The organism is Vibrio sp. 1562 (assembly GCF_033340155.1).
GTDB lineage: Bacteria > Pseudomonadota > Gammaproteobacteria > Enterobacterales > Vibrionaceae > Vibrio > Vibrio alginolyticus.
Genome location: NZ_JAWOVY010000003.1, coordinates 298,495 through 317,996 on the forward strand (window position 1 = coordinate 298,495; position 19,502 = coordinate 317,996).

Consider the following 19,502-nt stretch of genomic DNA (forward strand, 5'->3'; position numbering starts at 1 on the left):
TCAGCAGCAAAAGATATTGGCGCTTAGCAAACGCTTAGGTTTGGTTGTTACAGAGCTAGAGGAATCAACTCGACACCAAGCACACCACTGATCCCCATCACCACTAGCAGTGAGACTTTAAACACCGACTTTGACCAAGCGATATAGTTGTTGTCATCAATGCTGCGAAAGGTCACTTTCGTCCACATAAAGCAAACAACCGCTGCAACCGCTAAGTATTCATACCCGGCTTCACCTAGTAAAAATAACCCCAATGATGCTGCTCCAAACGCCACGACATACGCTTTCATGTGTCGATGAGCTTTATGAATGCCCTCTTTAACTGGCAATACGGGAATCCCGGCTTCTCGGTAGTCTTGCATGCGGAACATGGCAATGGCATACGAGTGCGGCATTTGCCAGAGACAGAACATGGTAAAGAGTAAAATCGCTTCCAAGCTAATGAAGTTTGTTACCGCTAAGTAACCCACCAATGGCGGAACTGCGCCTGAGATACTTCCCACTAAGGTTCCATACACCGAGTTACGTTTGTACCACATCGTGTAAAAGAACACGTAATACACGTAGCCAAGCAACACGACGACAGCGGATAGTGGGTTCACTCGGATAAATAACAGTGCGGTTCCTACCAGCAATAAAGCAAGTGCATAAACAAACGCAATATCGATATTGATGTTGCCTTTCACTGTTTCACGATTTCGTGTACGTGCCATCTTTTGGTCGATATCACGATCGAAAATATTATTCACCACACAACCTGAAGCGATGACTAACCCAACACCAACTAACGTCGTAACGAACAGCATTAGACTGGCTGGTTCTGTTTTTGCGGCGAGGAAGAACCCCGCCGCAACAGAAATCAGGTTGCCGAAAATAATGCCCGGTTTAGTGATAGACAAATAACTTTTCAGCATACCTTGACCTACAACTTCATGTTGACGTTCATGTTGTAGATGATCCATACCGAGCCAGCGATAAGGATAAGTACAACAATGGCGGTAAACATCAGTGATACAAGGTTCCAACGTCCGTCGGATGTTTTTGTTTCCATGTGCAAGAAGTATTTAAAGTGAACAAATATCTGCACTAATGCACATCCAAATAGAATCGCATAGGTCGTTGTATCTGGTAATGATTTCGTCCAAACAAAGTAGAACGGAATTACCGTCAGAATCAGTGAGGCAATAAAGCCTTTCACGTAATCTGACGAACTGGTTTCTACATGTTGATCCATTACATTACCCCCAGTAAGTAAACGATGGTAAAGACACAAATCCAAACGATATCTAGAAAGTGCCAGAATAGGCTTAAGCAGTTAAAGCGCATTGCCATATTGTCGTTCAGACCTTTCGTCGACAGTTGATGATACGCTACCGCTAACCAAATCAGACCAAAGGTTACGTGCAAGCCGTGCGTACCAACCAACGTAAAGAATGCCGATAGGAATGCACTTGTTTGTGGCCCATAGCCTTCTTCAATCAGGTGATGGAACTCATAGACCTCCATACAGATAAAGCCAAGACCAAGCGCGAACGTGACTAACATCCAACGTTTGAGACCAGCAACGTTGTTGCGCTTCATCGCGATAATGCCAAAACCAAATGTGATACTGCTAAACAGAAGCAGCATGGTTTCGACAAACACGAATGGGAGTTCAAAAATGTCTTTACCTGTTGGACCCGCAATTGAATTGCTCGACAGCACAGCGTATGTCGCGAACAAGGTCGCAAACAGTACACAGTCACTCATCAGGTAAACCCAGAAGCCAAATAGCTTGTTGCCATTCGTGTCATGGTGGTGATCATGGTCGTGATGTGCTGCGATATTAGTTTGCATACGTCACCTCCAGATCATCTTTACTTTCGCTGTCTTTCACTGAGTTTTTCTTCGCTTCTTCAAGCTGAGCTCGACGTTCGGCCTCAATTGCTTTGATCTCTTCAACTTCCACGTAGTAATCCACATCATCGTTATAGCTATGCTGAATACACGTCACGATAATACCGACCAAACTTGCCGCCGCTAGCCACCAGATGTACCAAATCATGCCGAAGCCAAATAGGAGCGACCAAGCCGACACGTAGATGCCTGTTGCCGTGTTTTTTGGCATATGAATACGTTCGTATTCCACTTCTTTAGTTGGATCGAACTCGCCACTTTGTTTCTGGTACCAGAAGGCATCCAGCACATCACCTTTTGGTAGGTGCGCAAAGTTGTAGAACGGCGGTGGAGACGATGTTGCCCACTCAAGAGTACGTCCACCCCACGGGTCACCAGTTAAATCACGATTTTGCTCGCGGTCACGGATACTCACGTAAATTTGGATGAACTGAGACAATACGCCCAGCGCAATCACAACCGTACCTGCTGCGGCAATCGACAACAGTGGGAAGTATTCTGGGTTGATGTCTTGGCTTAAACGACGAGTCATCCCCATAAAGCCCAGCGCATAAAGCGGTAGGAACGCCATTAAGAAACCAATAATCCAAAGATAGAACGCACGTTTGCCCCAAGTTTCATTCATGGTGAAACCGGTCGCTTTCGGGAACCAGTAAGTGATCGCAGCGAAACATCCAAACACCACACCACCGATGATAACGTTGTGGAAGTGAGCGATAAGGAATACTGAGTTATGCAGAACGAAATCTGCACCCGGAACAGCCATTAGTACGCCCGTCATACCACCAACAGTAAAGGTGATCAGGAAACCCACCGTCCACATCATTGGCGTCGTAAAGCGGATGCGGCCTTTGTACATGGTGAATAGCCAGTTGAAGATCTTCACCCCTGTTGGGATAGAAATGATCATCGTGGCAATACCGAAGAAGGCATTTACGTTCGCGCCAGACCCCATCGTAAAGAAGTGGTGTAGCCAAACAACAAAGGCAAGAATCGTGATAACTACGGTAGCCCAAACTAGCGATGTGTAACCGAACAACTTTTTACGTGAGAAGGTTGCGGTGACTTCTGAGAACACACCAAAAATTGGCAAGATCAAAATGTACACTTCTGGGTGACCCCAAGCCCAAATCAGGTTGACGTACATCATTACGTTGCCGCCAAGATCATTGGTAAAGAAGTGCATGCCTAGGTATCTATCCAGCGTAAGCAGAGCGATAGTCACCGTTAGGATTGGGAATGAAATGATGATCAAAATGTTTGCACACAGAGACGCCCAAGTGAAAACTGGCATCTTCATCATTGGCATAGACGGTGTACGCATACGCAAAATGGTCGCGAAGAAGTTCACGCCTGTTAACGTCGTACCAACACCTGATATCTGCAGCGCCCAAATCCAATAGTCGACCCCGACTCCTGGGCTTGCCTCAATACCTGAAAGCGGCGGATACGCTAGCCAACCTGTACGACCAAATTCACCTAAGCCGAGAGACATGTTTGTTAGGATGACACCAACAACAAACAGCCAGAAGCTCAAGTTATTCAGATACGGGAAAGCCACGTCACGTGCACCAATCTGCAATGGCACGATGATGTTCATCAAACCAATGACCAATGGCATCGCTACAAAAAAGATCATGATCACGCCGTGGGCAGTAAAAATTTGATCGTAGTGATGCGGTGGCAAGTAACCTGCTTCACCCGCAGAAGAAAGGAGTTGCTGACTACGCATCATGACTGCGTCAGCAAAACCACGAACAAGCATCACCATCGCTACTGCGATGTACATGAAGCCAAGTTTTTTATGGTCTACTGAAGTAAACCATTCATTCCACAAATATTGCCACTTTCCGGCTTTGGTCACCGCGTAAACTACGGCTAAACCAACCAGCGCCACAACCGCTAGGGTGATGACGATAATAGGTTCGTGGAATGGAACTGAATCAAGAGTTAATCTTCCAAACATTACGATTATCCTTGGTTTTCAGGCAAACAGTTCATTGAACCAGGATGCTGAGTCACAACGTCGGTGAACAAGAACGGAGGAACGCTAGAGAACAAAGTGACTGGCTCTGCGATACTTGGCGCTGCCAGTGAGCTGTATTGCTCCCAATCTTCAATACGATCAGGGCTCGCCTTCACTTTCTGCACCCAATTTAGGAACGCAGCACGATCAGACATTGCTGAAGCTGTGAACTTCATTTGCGAAAAGCCTTCGCCGCTGTAGTTCGATGCAAAACCCTTGTAGTCACCTTCGTGGTTCGCTATCAGGTTGAGCTTGGTTACCATTCCTGGCATCGCGTAGATCTGTGTACCTAAGCGAGGGATGAAAAACGCGTTCATGATGTTGTCCGAAGTCAGTTTGAACTGCACTGGCACGTCTTTCGGGAACGCCACATAGTTCACCGTCGCAATGTTTTCTTCTGGATATATGAACAACCATTTCCAATCGAGTGACACCACTTCGATGGTCATTGGTTTAACATCACTTTCCAAAGGTTTGGATGGCTCTAGTTCATGAGTTGAACGCCATGTGATCGTCGCAAGAATCGCAATGATGATGATTGGAATTGTCCATACCACCACTTCGATTTTGGTCGAGTGTGACCACTCGGGTGCGTACTCTTCTTCAGTGTTAGAGGCGCGGTATCGGTAAGCGAAGTAAATCGTCATTAAAATCACAGGGATTACAACGATCAACATCAGCAAAAGAGCAGTAATAATTAACTCTTTTTCTTGCACACCAATGGCACCTTTGGGGTCAAGTAAAGCTGAATTACATCCTGAGAGCATAAGTATGACGGACGCCAAACTTCCCCTCGACAAGATGCGTTTATATCTTGAGGCTTCCATTAACTTTCTCGATGGTTGTCTGGTTTCAAAGCAGATGCCAATCAAAGTAAATAAAAGCTCACAAATAGCGCAGAGGTAATGTATGAGAACAAGAAAAAACTTCGATAAGTAGTTATTCTACTTACAATTTTTCAACTTCGTCATCAAGCATTTAACCAGCTAGAATGAACCGTTATTTGCTACGATACGATTGGTATCAAGCCAAGAACCAGTTGTTATAGTCATTAGAATGTTTATGTGTTGAGCATGAGTAACGTCGGGCTCAGAGCGAAACAAAACGGAATTGAGTGGAGATCAAAACCACACTCTTAGCGTGAGTTTATTGTTACACTTTGAAACACTATGTTACATTTGGCGCATTATGAGGAGTAAAAAGTTAAAGCTCATTAGCCACAACTGGAAACTAACCTTCCATTAATGGAAGTTACACACTTTAAATCGAATATTAACCTCAACACGAATTTCTCGTGCTTCAACAATTAATTATTTAAAAACAAATAGTTGAAACTTAAAATTGATGAGACTGACTATCAACTTCATTTACGCAGATAGCCTTAATGAGAAGCGGAAACTAAAAAACCAAAAGTGTGATCAGCATCAAATTAATGATTTCACTTAATATTTGAGTGGTATTTACATCTCTTTATTGGATTGCGAGAAATCATTCTCAAGGTAAATCCAAACATAAGTTGTAAATACATTTGGGTTGCGCAGAATTAGCACTCCACAACATAGAAAATGTTGAAATGGAAAGAAACTTATTATTCAGGTCTATCAGAGCCTTATTTAAGTGGTCACTTACATACGAATACCGCCATCCACTTCTAAAACCCTGCCAGTAAAGTAATCACTCTCAATAATGTATTTTACTGCATGCGCGATTTCGCTTGTTTCGCCCATCCTGCCAACTGGGATCATCTTTTCTAATCGCTCTATGGCTTCTGGTTTCATTTGCTCTGCCATCGCGGTATGAACTACACCTGGTGCAACCGCCGCCGCGCGAATACCGTATCTTGCGAGCTCACGGGCCCATGTTGTCGCCATGGTCGCGACCGCCGCTTTTGACGCAGAATAATTGGTTTGTCCGATATTCCCTGCTCTCGCAACACTAGAAATATTGATGATAACGCCTTGGGAGCCACTCTCAATCATCTTGACGGCAGCTTCACGCCCACACAAAAATGTTCCTGTCACGTTAACGTTCATGACCAAATTGAATTGATCTAAAGACATCTTACTGATCACGCCATCTTTTGCTTTTACAAGTAACCCATCTCTTAACACGCCAGCGTTATTGACTAACCCATTGAGTTGACCAAAATCTTGGATAATCGCTTCAAACGTGGTTTCAACATCGATTTCGTTGGTGACATCCACTTGATATGTCAACGCTTTCGCACTCAGCATTCGACACTGCTCTTGTGTTTCCATTAAGCCACTGGCGTTTACATCCAATAACGCTAAATCAGCGCCAGCTTGAGCAAGGGTAATGGCCATCATTTGCCCAAGCCCCTGCCCTGCTCCTGTAATGGCAATAACACTACTTTTTATGTCCATATTGGTGCACTCCATAGCTCGTAATGTTCTATACCTCAACCAGTCTAAGTTGGCCGAAATGATGCGCATTTTACGTCACCATCTCGGGCTGGTTTGTCACAAAACTCGGTCTAGCCTTTCTTACTCTTGTATAACTCAAATAAGCTTGAGAAATCGAGCTCGCCGTGGCCGCTCGCGTTGTGGAAAGAATATAAGTTGCGCGCTAACGACCCCATCGGAACCGAAGAATGTGTTTGTAACGCCGCATCTAACCCCAAGCCGAGATCTTTTAGCATGAGTTTGCTCATAAAGCCCGGTTGGTAATCGTGACTGGCTGGCGTACTGTCCATCACGCCTGGGCAAGGATTGTAAAGCTCCAATGCCCAATTTCGGCCAGAGCTTTGCAGCATGATGTTTGATAGCACTTTTGGATCGAGTCCATGATCGATACCTAGGTTTAATGCCTCGCACGTACCAGACATTAAAATGCCGAGCATAAGGTTGTTACAGATTTTTGCCATTTGACCATCGCCTGCTTTGCCAGCATGGAAAACATTTTTTCCCATATACTGCAAAATCGCATTGGCTTTAGAAAACGCTTGATCCGAACCACCAACAATAAAGGTTAATGTCGCCGCTTTAGCGCCAGCAACGCCCCCCGAAACGGGCGCGTCGACAAACAACACGCGTTTATTTGCCGCTTCATTGGCGACTAATCGCGCAGAGTCCGGATCAATGGTTGAACAATCAATCATCAAGGTACTTGGCGAGACAAGATTGAGGACACCTACGCCACCGTGTAAGTCACCAAGATACACGGAACGAACGTGAGACCCTGCTGGTAGCATCGTGATGACTGTGCTAGCACCATCTACTACCTCTTCGATAGAGCTCGCCACCACCGCACCAAAAGGTACTAGTTGCTTTGCGGCTTCGCTATCGACATCGAATACTTGCACGTTAAATCCAGACGCGAGTAAGTTTTGCGCCATAGGATGCCCCATCCTTCCTAAACCGATAAATGCGATGGTACTCATGATCATTCTCCTTATTGACCTAGTGTTTGTTCACCCAAATTAGCAAGCGGATGCTCGTTATCTGACCAAAGCGAGGTAAACAAAGTATCGATAACATCTTCATCGACTTCACTGACACTGTTAAATATCCAGCTCGGCTCGCCATCCCGGTCAATGAGCCGAGAACGGACGCCCTCTTTAAACTCACCTAATAAGGCACTGCGAACCGACAAACTCAACTCTAAACGGAAGCAATCTGCAAGCGGTAAGCTGTGGTACTCTTTCACTTGTCTGAAGCAAATATGCGCGGTGATCGGACTGCCTGCGGCGAACGTTTGTTTCGCGTTTTCTATCCACTGACTGTTCCCGTCGATAGCCATGATTCGCTGTGCTATCGTATTAAGATCAAAGCCTTTGCACGCTTCCTCTATCTGATCTAAGTATGGACAAATTTGCGTGGTTGGTTTGCTATCAATAACTTGTTCTTCCATTAACTGTAGTAGTGCAGTTACCAACTCTTTCGCATCTTCTTTGCCCCACTGGAGCCGCTTCAGCTCATCCAGTAAGGTGGGATACTGCTCTTCCAACAGTAACCAATCGGCCAAACCAATAGTGACAGCGTCACTTGAATTAACCATTGAACCTGTCAATCCGAGGAATAAACCCACTTGCGGATCTATCTGGCTTAAAAACCACGTACCTCCCACATCAGGATACAGTCCGATATTGATTTCTGGCATAGCAAGGCGTGATGTTGTTGTCACAACTTTATGGCTGGTTCCCATAAAAAGCCCCATCCCACCGCCCATGACAATACCTTCTCCCCAACCGATAATGGGTTTGTTGTAAGTGTGGATGAGATAGTCACACTCATACTCCAACGAGAAATAGTTCGTACAGAACTCTACGATTTTTTCTTTACTCTCGTTATGCATGACGTGATACATAGCTCGAACATCACCACCAGCACAGAATGCTTTTTCTCCAGCGCCAGTCAGTACCACACAAGCCATATGTGGATCATCTTGCCACTTGATAAGCTGATCGTTAAGTTGGACTAACATGTCATACGTCAATGCATTCAATGAAGCGGTGTTGTCTAACGTTGCGATGCCAATGCGGTGCACGCCATCTAAGCACTCTATTTCACTAATGGTTACCATCCCTGCCATGTGGCCTCCTATCGGTTTTTCCATTGCGGTGGGCGTTTTTCTAAAAAGGCGCGAACACCCTCAACTTGATCTTCCGTATCAAAAAGATTCAGAAACAACTCTCGCTCTTTCATTAAGCCGTGCTTAAGTGGCGCAGAGCGCATATTTTGAATGAGCGCCTTACATGCGGCGACAGAAGATGGTGACTGGTTCGCAACAGATTCAGCAAGTTCCAGCGCTTTACTTAAAGCTTCACCTTTGGGAACCAACTCCTCAACTAGGCCTAGTTCTTTTGCTTTGTCAGCGCTGACTTGCTCTCCACATAAAATGATACGCTTTGCCCAGCCTTCCCCTACTAACGCTGTGAGGTTTTGGGTACCGCCAGCGCAGGGCAAAAGTCCGACTTTGGCTTCAGGTAAAGCAAGTACCGCTTGCTCTTCAACGACTCGAATATCACAAGCTAATGCCACTTCTAAACCTCCACCCATGGCGTAACCATTAATAGCGGCAATGGAAACACCACGGAATTCCGAGAGCGTTTCAAAGGCTTCACCAAAGCATCGCGCCATGTCTAACGCAACCGCTTTGTCACCGTCAGAAAATAGCTTGAGATCTGCACCAGCAGAGAAAAACTTTTCTCCACTGCCGGTTAAAACCAGTGCGTAGACCTGCTTATCATTGTTAAGTGTGAGTATCAGCGACTTCAGTACCTTGAGGCTCTCTGCTGTCCACGTATTGGCTGGCGGGTTGTTCATCGTCACCACCGCAACGTGATTAGTGATCGTATGTTGAATGGCTTCTTGGGTTAATGGCATATCTGAATCCTTTCTCAATGAGCAAATCCAATACTTCGCTACAGCAAGGCCGACTCCTCAGAGAGCAAACGACGTGCGATGATCAAGCGCATGATTTCGTTCGTTCCCTCCAGAATTTGATGCACACGCACATCTCTGAAATGACGCTCCATTGGATACTCTTTGATGTAACCATAGCCGCCATAAAGCTGCAGCGCGTGGTCGCAAACCTGGAAACCCACATCGGTTGCGAACCGTTTTGCCATCGCGCAATAAGCCTTGGCATCGGGGTCATTTCGGTCGAGTTTGCTGGCGGCATAGCGCACTAACTGCCGCGCAGCCACTAGCTCTGTTGCCATGTCTGCCAATTTGAATTGTAAGGCTTGAAACTGCGCAAGCGACTTGCCGAACTGCTTACGCTCCTGAATGTATTGTGTCGCCTGCTCGAGGGCCTGTTGAGCCGTACCGACGGAACAGGTCGCAATATTTATACGCCCTCCATCAAGCCCTTTCATCGCAAAGACAAAACCTTGCCCTTCTTCGCCCAGTAAATGGCTAGCTGGAATAACGACATTTTCAAAAGTAACCGCTCGTGTTGGTTGGCTGTTCCAACCCATTTTGGGTTCTTTGCGCCCATAGCTGATACCATCAGCGTGAGCAGGAATAACAAATGCGGACACGCCTTTGGCACCCGCTTCTCCGGTTCGCGCCATCACGACCAAAACATCTGTCTCTCCTGCGCCAGAGATAAAGGTTTTGCCACCATTCAACACGTAAGTATCACCTTTTTTGCTCGCGGTTGTGGCCAACGAAGCGGCATCCGATCCCGCATTAGGCTCGGTTAAGCAATAGGAGCCTAACCACTCCCCCGTAACTAATTTCGGACAGAACTGCGTTTTGGCTTCATCGGTAGCAAAACTGGCTATCATCCAACTGACCATGTTGTGAATCGTCATAAACGCCGTAGTGGACGTACATCCCATGGCCAGTTGTTCAAAGATAATTGAAGCATCCAAGCGACTCAGCCCTAGGCCACCTTGCGCTTCTGGAGTGTAGAGACTGAGAAACCCCAGTTCCCCCGCCTCTCTCAATACGTCTTTGGGGAAGATCTGCTTTTCATCCCACTCCGCCGCCATCGGTGCTAAACACTCATCGGCAAATTGCTGAGCGGTATCAGCAAATGCACGTTGATCTTCATTAAGTTCAAAGTCCATAAAAGCTCCTTTTATTCACTCAGCGCAGTTGGATGGTCAGATTGGGCCCCGTCGGAATATCGTCATCAAACCAACGTGCCGTCACCGTTTTAGTCTCGGTATAAAAACGTACCGCTTGTTTACCATACGCATGTAAATCACCATAGAAACTGCCTCTCCAACCAGTAAAGGAGAAAAATGGTAAAGGGACTGGAATTGGCACATTGATCCCAACCTGACCGACTTGAATGTCATGCTGATATTTTCTCGCAGCAGCGCCATTAGCGGTAAATATAGAAGTTCCGTTGCCGTAAGGGTTGCGATTCACTAACTCAATAGCTTCTTGCAACGTTTCGACTTCCATACAAACTAAGACAGGGCCAAATATCTCTTGCGTGTAAATCGACATGTTCGCTGTTACACCGCTAAACAAGGTTGGGCCAATCCAGTTTCCATCGGGAAAGCCTTCCACTTCACACTGACTGCCATCGAGTTCACACACTGCGCCTTGTTGTTTGCCATCTTCAATTAGGTCCAATACGCGTTGTTTAGCTTGCTCACTGATCAGTGGGCCATAAGCAGCTTGCTCATCGTCCCAAGGCCCTGGGTGTACTTTCGCCATTGCCTGTTTGAGGTCTGTAATCCATTGTTTTGAATCGCCGACAAATACCGCAACAGAAATTGCCATACAACGCTGCCCCGCAGCCCCTACGGAGGCTCCGATTAGGTTATTCACCACTTGATCTTTGTTTGCATCAGGCATGATCACCATGTGATTCTTTGCACCAGCAAAAGCTTGAACCCGTTTAAAATGTTTAGTCCCTGTGGTGTAGATATAACGGGCAACGGGAACCGAGCCAACAAATGACACCGCTCGAATATCAGGATGAGCCAGAAGAAAGTCGACTTGCTCTTTGCGGCCATGAACGATCTGCAACACTCCTTTCGGCGCGCCAGCTTGCTCAAATAATTCAGCTAAACGAATAGAGGTCAATGGCACTTGTTCGGAGGGTTTAAGCACAAATGTATTGCCCGCAGCGATAGCGATTGGGAACATCCACAACGGAATCATGGCAGGAAAGTTAAATGGCGTAATGCCGCAACACACACCTAGGGGCTGAATCATTGAGTAACTATCAATATCCGTGGCAACGTTTTCGACGGTTTCGCCCATCATGTTGCTAGCAATGTTTGCCGCCTGCTCAACCACCTCGATACCACGCCATACATCGCCTTTAGCATCCGCTAAAATCTTACCCGTTTCATGAGAAAGCAGTGTGGCAAGCTCATCATGATGCTCTTTGAGCAAGTGCTGATAACGAAGCATGACTCTGGCACGCTCGGATACTGCCACTTCCTTCCAGGATTGGAATGTCTCTTTCGCATTATCAATGGCAGCTTCCATCTCGTGCTCTGTGGAACATGGAACGTACGCAATGACATCATTAGTGGCAGGATTGGTTACCTCAACCCAATCCGATGTTTGAGATTCACGAAACTCGCCACCAATAAACAAGGGAACCAAACGAGTCATCATTTACTCCTTTCTGATTTCAATTAAAGCGGTATTTCAATGCCTATCGCCGTGGCTTCTCCACCACCGATACAAAGTGACGCAACACCCCGCATCACTTTTTTGGCTTCGAGATCACCATTGGTGCCTAGCGCTTGTAGCTGACGCAAACTGTGAATCAATGTCACCAGAATTCGTGCGCCACTAGCCCCTATCGGATGCCCAAGTGCACAGGCTCCACCTTTAATATTTACTTTGCTCGTATCTAGTCCAAGTTCCGCCACCGCTATTTGTGTCACAACGGCAAAGGCTTCATTGATTTCCCACAGGTCCACTTCATAAATTGACCAATCTAGCTGGAACAGCAGTTGCTCAATTGCGTAGACGGGTGCCAAAGTAAATTCTGCAGGTTTTCTGGCATGTGTAGAGTGCGCCTTGATGATCGCAAGTGGTTTAAGCCCCTGATGACGCGCAGTGTCTTCATCCATAAGCACAAGAGCCGCCGCGGCATCTGAAATGGCACTCGAATTAGCAGCGGTCACCGTACCTTTTTCATCGAATGCAGGTTTGAGTTGAGGAATTTTACCAAGGTCAATCGAGCGTGGGTGCTCATCGTAGTCCAGCACCGCTTGTTCTGACTTGGTATTGAGTGAAACCGGCGAAAGTTCATCGGCAAACAAGCCTCGCTCTTGAGCTTCCAACGCACGTTTTGCCGACATCACGGCCCATTCATCCATTTGCTCTCTGGTGAACTTAAGCCTGTCAGCGACTTGCTGAGCATAAACACCCATTAAGTGCCCTTCGTAAGCATCTTGTAGCCCATCGAGAAACATGTGGTCATACGTAGACTGGTGCCCCATGCGCATTCCCTTTCTCGCCTCCCTCAGCAAATACGGCGCATTGGTCATACTTTCCATACCACCAGCAATGGCTGAGCGAATCGTTCCAGCTTTAATGAGATCGTGCGCTAACATGACGCTCTTCATGCCAGAGCCACACACTTTGTTAATGGTGGTGCACCCTACACCCAAAGGAAGATCGGCCCCCATAGATGCTTGCCTCGCAGGAGCTTGTCCACACCCTGCTGGAAGCACACATCCCATGAACACTTCATCCACCGAAGTCACATTCACTTCGTGCATTGCCGCCTTGATCGCCAGTGCGCCTAATTGAGGAGCAGAGTAAGTTTGCAACTTGCCTTGAAAGCGCCCAATTGGCGTTCTTTTCGCGCTGACAATCCAGATGTCTTTTCCCATGATTCGCATTCCCTTAAGGTATATGTGAACACTTGGCAGAATGATGACACCCTACATAGAATTACTCACCAAGCGCCACACCAGCCTTTATCGCCTTTTTCACTAACAAACTTTCATTCCGCGATTTCTTGACGTTTACGTAAGCATAGCACTAGCCTTTACAATGAGATGAAAAAACACACCAAGCAGGCGTTTATATTTCAAAGTTGATGTTCGACCTTCCCATTAAAGGTTCGATTTCCAGAAACTGGATTTTTATTCGAGGTAAGTATGTTATGGAAAAATACAAGATCAGTGACCTCGCCAAGGAGTTTGATATTACTACTCGCAGTATCCGGTTTTATGAAGACGTGGGTCTGATTGAACCAGAGCGAAAAGGCAATATGCGCGTTTATCAACGCAGGGATAGAATTCGCCTCAAACTGATTTTAAGAGGGAAACGACTCGGTTTTTCGTTGGCAGAAATTCGTGAACTTTTCGAGCTCTACGACATGCAACAAACCGAAGGACAGTTGTTGAAAATGCTCAATATCATTGAAGAGAAACAAGCTGTCCTACAACAACAACTCAACGACATCAGCGTCGTTATGGCTGAGTTGAATGCCGCTAAGGAGCGTTGTATTCAAACACTCAAAAGCAAGCAGACATAAACGCTATACTCAATTAGCAACACCGCTATCGGCTTTTCCACCTTACCTCTGATACCGGGAGACGTTATGAAAAGCACCTATACCCCACTCAATTTCGGACTTGGTGATACCATCGATATGCTCCGAGAACACGTTAATGCCTTTGCTACGGAACATATTGCGCCCATCGCCGCTGCGATAGACCGCGATAACCAGTTCCCGAATCATTTATGGCCTTTGTTGGGAGAAATGGGGTTGCTTGGTGTGACCGTCGATGAAGAGCTTGGTGGTGCAGGCATGGGATACCTCGCTCATGTTGTTGCCATGGAAGAAATCAGCCGTGCCTCTGCGTCTGTCGCTCTAAGCTACGGCGCTCATTCTAACCTGTGCGTCAACCAAATCTTTCGTAACGGCACGCCTTCTCAACGCGAAAAATACCTTCCAAAACTCATTGATGGTACGCACGTTGGCGCCCTAGCGATGAGTGAGCCCAATGCCGGTTCAGACGTGATAAGCATGCAACTGAAAGCGGAGAACAAGGGCGACCATTTTGTACTGAATGGCAACAAAATGTGGATAACAAACGGGCCCGATGCTGACGTAGTGGTGCTTTACGCTAAAACGGATGTCAGCGCAGGTTCACGTGGCATTACCGCATTCATTATTGAACGTAACTTCGCAGGTTTCACTCATGCTCAAAAGCTGGACAAGCTAGGCATGAGAGGCTCGAATACTTGCGAACTTGTATTTAACCATTGCGTAGTGCCAAAAGAGAATATCCTTGGCGAGTTGAATAAAGGCGTCGAGGTGTTAATGAGTGGGCTGGATTACGAGCGCGTCGTCCTCGCTGCCGGACCACTCGGGATAATGCAAGCTTGCATGGACATTGTGGTCCCGTACGTACATGAACGAGAGCAGTTTGGAAAATCCATTGGCGAGTTTCAGTTAGTTCAGGGCAAGATCGCCGATATGTACTCTCGAATGAGTGCAGCAAAAGCGTATGTATATACCGTCGCAGCGGCTTGTGATCGAGGTAACGCAACACGCAAAGATGCGGCAGGAGCGATTTTGTACAGTGCAGAGCTCGCCACACAAATGGCACTCGATGCAATACAACTGCTCGGTGGGAATGGCTACATCAATGAATACCCTGCTGGTCGTTTGCTACGTGATGCAAAGCTTTATGAAATCGGCGCGGGTACCTCAGAGATTCGCCGCATGTTAATAGGCCGAGAGTTGTTCGAAGAATCTCGCTAACGGAACATACGACAAGGAAGTCATTATGGCCATTATCAAAAGTAAAACTAAGCCAACTGACGAGTTATTTCTTTCCAATAAAGCTGCGATGGAAACGTTGGTCACTCAACTTAATCAACACATCGAGACCATCAAACAGGGCGGCGGTGAAAAAGCCATTCAGCACCAGAGGCAAAAAGGAAAACTCCCCGCACGAGAACGCATCGCGCGCTTGCTTGATGACAACACTGACTTTCTTGAAATCAGCCAGTTTGCCGCCTGGCAAGTGTATGACGAAGCGATCCCCTGCGCTGGCGTTATCGCCGGCATTGGTATCATAGAGGGGATTCAATGCATGGTCATCGCCAACGATGCTTCGGTAAAAGGCGGAACCTACTACCCACTCACGGTAAAAAAACACCTTAGAGCGCAAGAGATTGCCCAACGTTGCCAACTCCCCTGCGTGTACTTGGTGGACTCCGGTGGCGCAAATCTCCCTCATCAGTCCGACGTCTTCCCCGATAAAGAACACTTTGGTCGCATTTTCTTTAACCAAGCGAGAATGTCGGCGAAAGGCATCCCCCAAGTTGCTGTTGTGATGGGGCTTTGCACTGCTGGGGGCGCGTACGTTCCTGCCATGGCGGATGTGTCCATTATGGTTAAAGAGCAAGGCACCATTTTTTTGGCGGGGCCACCTTTGGTGAAAGCGGCCACTGGCGAAGTCGTGACGGGTGAAGAGCTCGGCGGTGCAGACGTGCATTGTCGAAAATCTGGTGTCGCAGATTATTACGCTGAAAATGATGAACATGCCCTAATGCTTGCGAGAGAAGCCATTGCCAATGCCAATAGAACAAGACCTGTTAAGCCAGAAAACACCGTGCTTCCTCCCCGCTACGACGCAGAAGAAATCTACGGAATTGTGAATGCCAACTTACGACTGTCATTCGACGTTCGAGAAATTATTGCCCGCATCGTCGATGATTCTGATTTCGACGAATTCAAAGCCTTGTACGGCAGAACGCTAGTGTGTGGCTTCGCTCGTATTCAAGGACACTTGATTGGTATTGTGGCAAACAACGGTATCTTGTTTTCTGAATCGGCACAAAAAGGCGCGCACTTTATTGAGCTGTGCGCCAAACGGAAAACACCGCTTCTCTTTCTCCAAAACATTACCGGCTTTATGGTCGGAAAAAAGGTTGAAGAAGAAGGCATCGCAAAACATGGCGCCAAGCTAGTGATGGCCGTCGCTTGTGCTGACGTGCCGAAGTTTACCGTGATCATCGGTGGATCGTACGGCGCTGGTAATTACGGCATGTGCGGCCGAGCGTATGATCCAACCATGATGTGGATGTGGCCGAACGCGCGTATTTCTGTTATGGGCGGAGAACAAGCAGCAGGCGTTTTAACACAAGTTCGAAAAGACGCGAAGGAACGTCAGGGGGAAGAGTGGTCAGAGCAAGAAGAGCACATTTTTAGAGAATCGATCATAGGCTTGTATGAAACACAAGGACATCCCTATTTTGCGAGTGCTCGGCTATGGGATGACGGAATTATTGACCCTAAAAAAACGCGTCAGGTGTTGAGTCAAGCGTTAATGGCAGCATTAAATGCCCCCATTCCTGATAGCGAGTTTGGCGTCTTCAGAATGTAAACATCCAAAGATGAATTAAGGAAGTTAGTATGCAGGAAATGCAACCAAGCATTATTCCCAACGCCCAAAGGCAAGATGATGTTCTTTGGCATGTCGATGATAATGGCGTAGCGACCATTACCCTAAACAGAACAGCTAAACACAATGCTTTTGACGCTTGTACGATCGACTTGCTGATCCACCGCCTAGATTATCTCGCTTTACGAACGGATGTGCGGTGCTTGGTATTAAGAAGTAACGGCAAGCACTTTTCATCCGGGGCCGATTTGAATTGGATGCAGTCGATGGCCGACAGCACGAGGCAAGATAACTTCGTTGATGCCCAAAACTTGGCAAGACTCATGGAAACATTAGATTCGTTCCCTCAACCCACCATCGCAGTTGTTCAAGGTTCCGCTTATGGTGGTGCTTTAGGGTTGATTTGTTGTAGTGATATCGCCATCGCAAGCCAAAGTGCCAACTTTTGCTTAAGTGAAGTTAAGCTTGGTTTAGTTCCAGCGACCATTGCGCCTTACGTCATGCGCGCGATGGGGAATAGACAAGCTAGACGCTATATCTTAAGTGGTGAAGTCATTTCAGCCGAAGATGCCGAACGGTTTGGTATTGTGCACGAAGTGAAAGAAGCCAAACAGCTTGAAAATGCGGTCGATAGCGTAATCAAGACGTTGCTACTGAATAGCCCAGATGCGATGCGTAAAGCGAAAACGCTCTGCCATCAATGTCATCAAAACCCCATCGATCAACAACTGATTCACTATACTAGCAAGCTCATTGCGGACATTAGAGTATCACCCCAAGGTCAAGATGGGCTGCAAGCGTTTCTTGAAAAACGTAGCCCAAGTTGGGTCACCAAGTCACAGGACAAGTAATGCTACCTTCCAAAGTAAAGATTGTCGAAGTAGGTCCTAGAGATGGGTTGCAAAATGAACCTCCTGTTGCGACCCAGACTAAAATCCGGCTGATCAACTTACTCTCTGATACTGGGTTAACGCATATTGAGGCGGGCTCTTTTGTTTCGCCCAAATGGGTGCCACAAATGGCGGACTCAACAGAGGTCATGAAAGCAATAACAAGGCGAAATCATGTTACTTATTCTGCCCTGACACCAAACCTAAAAGGCTTCGAACAAGCCTTGGAGGCTGGTGCCAATCAGGTCGCGATTTTCACTTCATCATCAGAAGGATTCTGCCAACACAATATCAATTGCTCGATTGCAGAAAGCCTAACTCGCTTCGAACCTGTAATGCGATTAGCCACCAAACACGGCATCCCTGTTCGTGGCTATCTATCCTGCTTTGCCGACTGCCCTTACGATGGCCCGACAGCCCCTAAACAAGTGGCGAGCGTGGTCAAATCACTCATCGATTTAGGGTGTTATGAGGTGTCTCTAGGCGACACAATCGGTACAGGCACGCCAAACCGTATCGCTGCTATGCTGGAAGCCGTCATGTTGGTTGCACCTCTTCGCCAGCTTGCTGTCCATTTCCACGACACATGGGGACAAGCTCTCACCAACATTTATCAGGCATTGAGTATGGGCATCAATACCATCGACAGTAGTGTAGCTGGGCTGGGTGGATGCCCATACGCTCATGGCGCATCAGGAAATGTCGCAACGGAGGATGTACTGTATTTATGCCAAGGGTTAGGAATAGAAACGGGGATCGACTTAGAGCTACTGGCTAAAGCTGGCTGGATGATCAGCGAAGAGCTGGGTCGGCAGCCTACATCAAAAGTGTCATTAGCATTGCGTAACCGCGTATTATCACTTTCGTAGAAGGCCATCCGGCACCTCAAATTCTCCCAACCCAAGTTAATTTGCTCTACTTTCGAGTAGGGAAGCGAAACCGCCCGCCAGTACGATAAATAATTAGAGAAAATAAGATAAGCACACAACCTACTAGTTTATTTGCCGTTAGCACTTCGCCATACCACAGCACGCTCAGAATAACCGTCCAAACTGGTTCTAATATCATAATTAGAGCAGCGTTACCTGCCTGAACAAATTTTTGCCCCATGGTTTGCATTACGTAACGCAAGCTCGTCGCTAATAAGGTACTCAACGCAAACCACCACCAAATAGAGGAGTCCACCTCAGCCGGGAAAGATTCCATAAAAAATGAAACCAACAAACCTAAGCAACCTGCTGAAAAAAGTTGCACGCAAGTAAGCAGCAGCACAGGTAGTTTTTGAGAGTATTTGCTGTTCACATTAAAATGAAGCGCCAAAACCAGTGCTGCACCAAGAAACCACAATTGACTGGCCGATTGTTTCCAGCCACCAACTAAAGAAAGACAAGCAAGACCTAATACAGCGATAGGCAAAGAAAGCCAGAAAATTCGTTGTGGTCGTTGACGAAACATAACCCATGCAACAATCGGCACAAACAGCATGGAAAGGCTCATGATAAATGCGCCTTCCCCAAGAGTATCACTGATAGAAATAGCGTAAATCCATGTCATAACGGCACTGCCTAACAGGAGCCCGACACCACCAGCAGAAAGCACATCTTTTAAGTTTGCTTTCAGCAAAGGTCGGTAACATAGAGGCAGTAAGCAGAGCGAAGCGATAGTAAATCGCGCCCCAATAAAGCCAAAAGGTGGTAAACCCTGTATTGTTTCCTTAGAGAATATCCAGCCAAGTGCAGCGATCATCGTCGTCGCAACCAGAATAACCGTCGCTTTGCGTTCTGAGTTAAACATAAGTACTCACAAAATATGGAACACACAATAGCGCAGCAAGAGAGTTTTACTGCGCTATTGTGTAAATTTGAAAGGG

Annotated in this window: 18 protein-coding genes; 5 read left to right on the plus strand and 13 right to left on the minus strand. The window is 46.9% G+C overall.

Translation table 11 applies throughout. The features are described 5' to 3' along the window. Positions 1-47 precede the first annotated feature (47 nt). From cyoE to R7Z49_RS04890, 12 genes are all read right to left on the minus strand, one after another. Complete coding sequence (cyoE, locus tag R7Z49_RS04835; protein ID WP_033906955.1) at positions 48-962, minus strand: heme o synthase; 915 nt, start codon at positions 960-962, stop codon at positions 48-50. Beyond that, a complete protein-coding gene (gene cyoD, locus R7Z49_RS04840; protein ID WP_005375783.1) occupies positions 923-1,234 on the minus strand; it encodes a cytochrome o ubiquinol oxidase subunit IV in 312 nt (103 codons plus the stop codon). The genes cyoE and cyoD overlap by 40 nt, the downstream gene beginning before the upstream one ends. Next, positions 1,234-1,836 carry a cytochrome o ubiquinol oxidase subunit III gene (gene cyoC, locus R7Z49_RS04845; protein ID WP_005375782.1) on the minus strand — a complete coding sequence of 201 codons (603 nt, stop codon included), beginning with the start codon at positions 1,834-1,836 and terminating at the stop codon, positions 1,234-1,236. The genes cyoD and cyoC overlap by 1 nt, the downstream gene beginning before the upstream one ends. Beyond that, complete coding sequence (gene cyoB, locus R7Z49_RS04850) at positions 1,826-3,862, minus strand: cytochrome o ubiquinol oxidase subunit I (protein ID WP_005375781.1); 2,037 nt, start codon at positions 3,860-3,862, stop codon at positions 1,826-1,828. The genes cyoC and cyoB overlap by 11 nt, the downstream gene beginning before the upstream one ends. Positions 3,863-3,867: 5 nt before the next feature. Beyond that, entirely contained in the window at positions 3,868-4,749 is an 882-nt protein-coding gene (gene cyoA, locus R7Z49_RS04855) for a ubiquinol oxidase subunit II (RefSeq protein WP_005388604.1), read from the minus strand. 798 nt (positions 4,750-5,547) lie between these two features. Further along, complete coding sequence (locus R7Z49_RS04860) at positions 5,548-6,306, minus strand: SDR family oxidoreductase (protein WP_005375778.1); 759 nt, start codon at positions 6,304-6,306, stop codon at positions 5,548-5,550. 110 nt (positions 6,307-6,416) lie between these two features. Further along, entirely contained in the window at positions 6,417-7,322 is a 906-nt protein-coding gene (gene mmsB, locus R7Z49_RS04865; protein WP_318111402.1) for a 3-hydroxyisobutyrate dehydrogenase, read from the minus strand. Between the two features lie 11 nt (positions 7,323-7,333). Continuing rightward, entirely contained in the window at positions 7,334-8,473 is a 1,140-nt protein-coding gene (locus tag R7Z49_RS04870; protein WP_186585218.1) for an enoyl-CoA hydratase/isomerase family protein, read from the minus strand. An 8-nt stretch (positions 8,474-8,481) separates the two neighbouring features. Further along, positions 8,482-9,267, minus strand: a complete 786-nt coding sequence (locus R7Z49_RS04875) for an enoyl-CoA hydratase (RefSeq protein ID WP_145472032.1) — start codon at positions 9,265-9,267, stop codon at positions 8,482-8,484. Between the two features lie 38 nt (positions 9,268-9,305). Beyond that, entirely contained in the window at positions 9,306-10,460 is a 1,155-nt protein-coding gene (locus tag R7Z49_RS04880; RefSeq protein ID WP_186585217.1) for an acyl-CoA dehydrogenase family protein, read from the minus strand. Between the two features lie 19 nt (positions 10,461-10,479). Continuing rightward, positions 10,480-11,973, minus strand: a complete 1,494-nt coding sequence (locus R7Z49_RS04885; RefSeq protein ID WP_064354633.1) for a CoA-acylating methylmalonate-semialdehyde dehydrogenase — start codon at positions 11,971-11,973, stop codon at positions 10,480-10,482. 23 nt (positions 11,974-11,996) lie between these two features. After that, on the minus strand, positions 11,997-13,208 hold the full coding sequence (locus tag R7Z49_RS04890; RefSeq protein WP_318111403.1) for an acetyl-CoA C-acyltransferase: 1,212 nt from the start codon (positions 13,206-13,208) through the stop codon (positions 11,997-11,999). A 275-nt stretch (positions 13,209-13,483) separates the two neighbouring features. Here R7Z49_RS04890 and R7Z49_RS04895 point away from each other — a divergent pair, with 275 nt between their 5' ends. From R7Z49_RS04895 to R7Z49_RS04915, 5 genes are all read left to right on the plus strand, one after another. Beyond that, positions 13,484-13,858: a MerR family transcriptional regulator gene (locus tag R7Z49_RS04895; protein ID WP_017821195.1), complete on the plus strand. Its 375-nt coding sequence runs from the start codon at positions 13,484-13,486 to the stop codon at positions 13,856-13,858. 66 nt (positions 13,859-13,924) lie between these two features. Next, entirely contained in the window at positions 13,925-15,094 is a 1,170-nt protein-coding gene (locus R7Z49_RS04900) for an isovaleryl-CoA dehydrogenase (protein WP_248525410.1), read from the plus strand. A gap of 25 nt (positions 15,095-15,119) precedes the next feature. Next, complete coding sequence (locus tag R7Z49_RS04905) at positions 15,120-16,724, plus strand: carboxyl transferase domain-containing protein (RefSeq protein ID WP_025767660.1); 1,605 nt, start codon at positions 15,120-15,122, stop codon at positions 16,722-16,724. Between the two features lie 29 nt (positions 16,725-16,753). After that, a complete protein-coding gene (locus tag R7Z49_RS04910) occupies positions 16,754-17,593 on the plus strand; it encodes an enoyl-CoA hydratase-related protein (RefSeq protein ID WP_042521092.1) in 840 nt (279 codons plus the stop codon). After that, on the plus strand, positions 17,593-18,501 hold the full coding sequence (locus R7Z49_RS04915; RefSeq protein ID WP_318111405.1) for a hydroxymethylglutaryl-CoA lyase: 909 nt from the start codon (positions 17,593-17,595) through the stop codon (positions 18,499-18,501). The genes R7Z49_RS04910 and R7Z49_RS04915 overlap by 1 nt, the downstream gene beginning before the upstream one ends. Before the next feature lie 46 nt (positions 18,502-18,547). Here the strand turns inward: R7Z49_RS04915 and R7Z49_RS04920 are convergent, their stop codons facing one another. Further along, positions 18,548-19,426, minus strand: coding sequence for a DMT family transporter (locus R7Z49_RS04920; protein WP_005375761.1), 879 nt, complete (start codon positions 19,424-19,426; stop codon positions 18,548-18,550). Positions 19,427-19,502 lie beyond the last annotated feature (76 nt).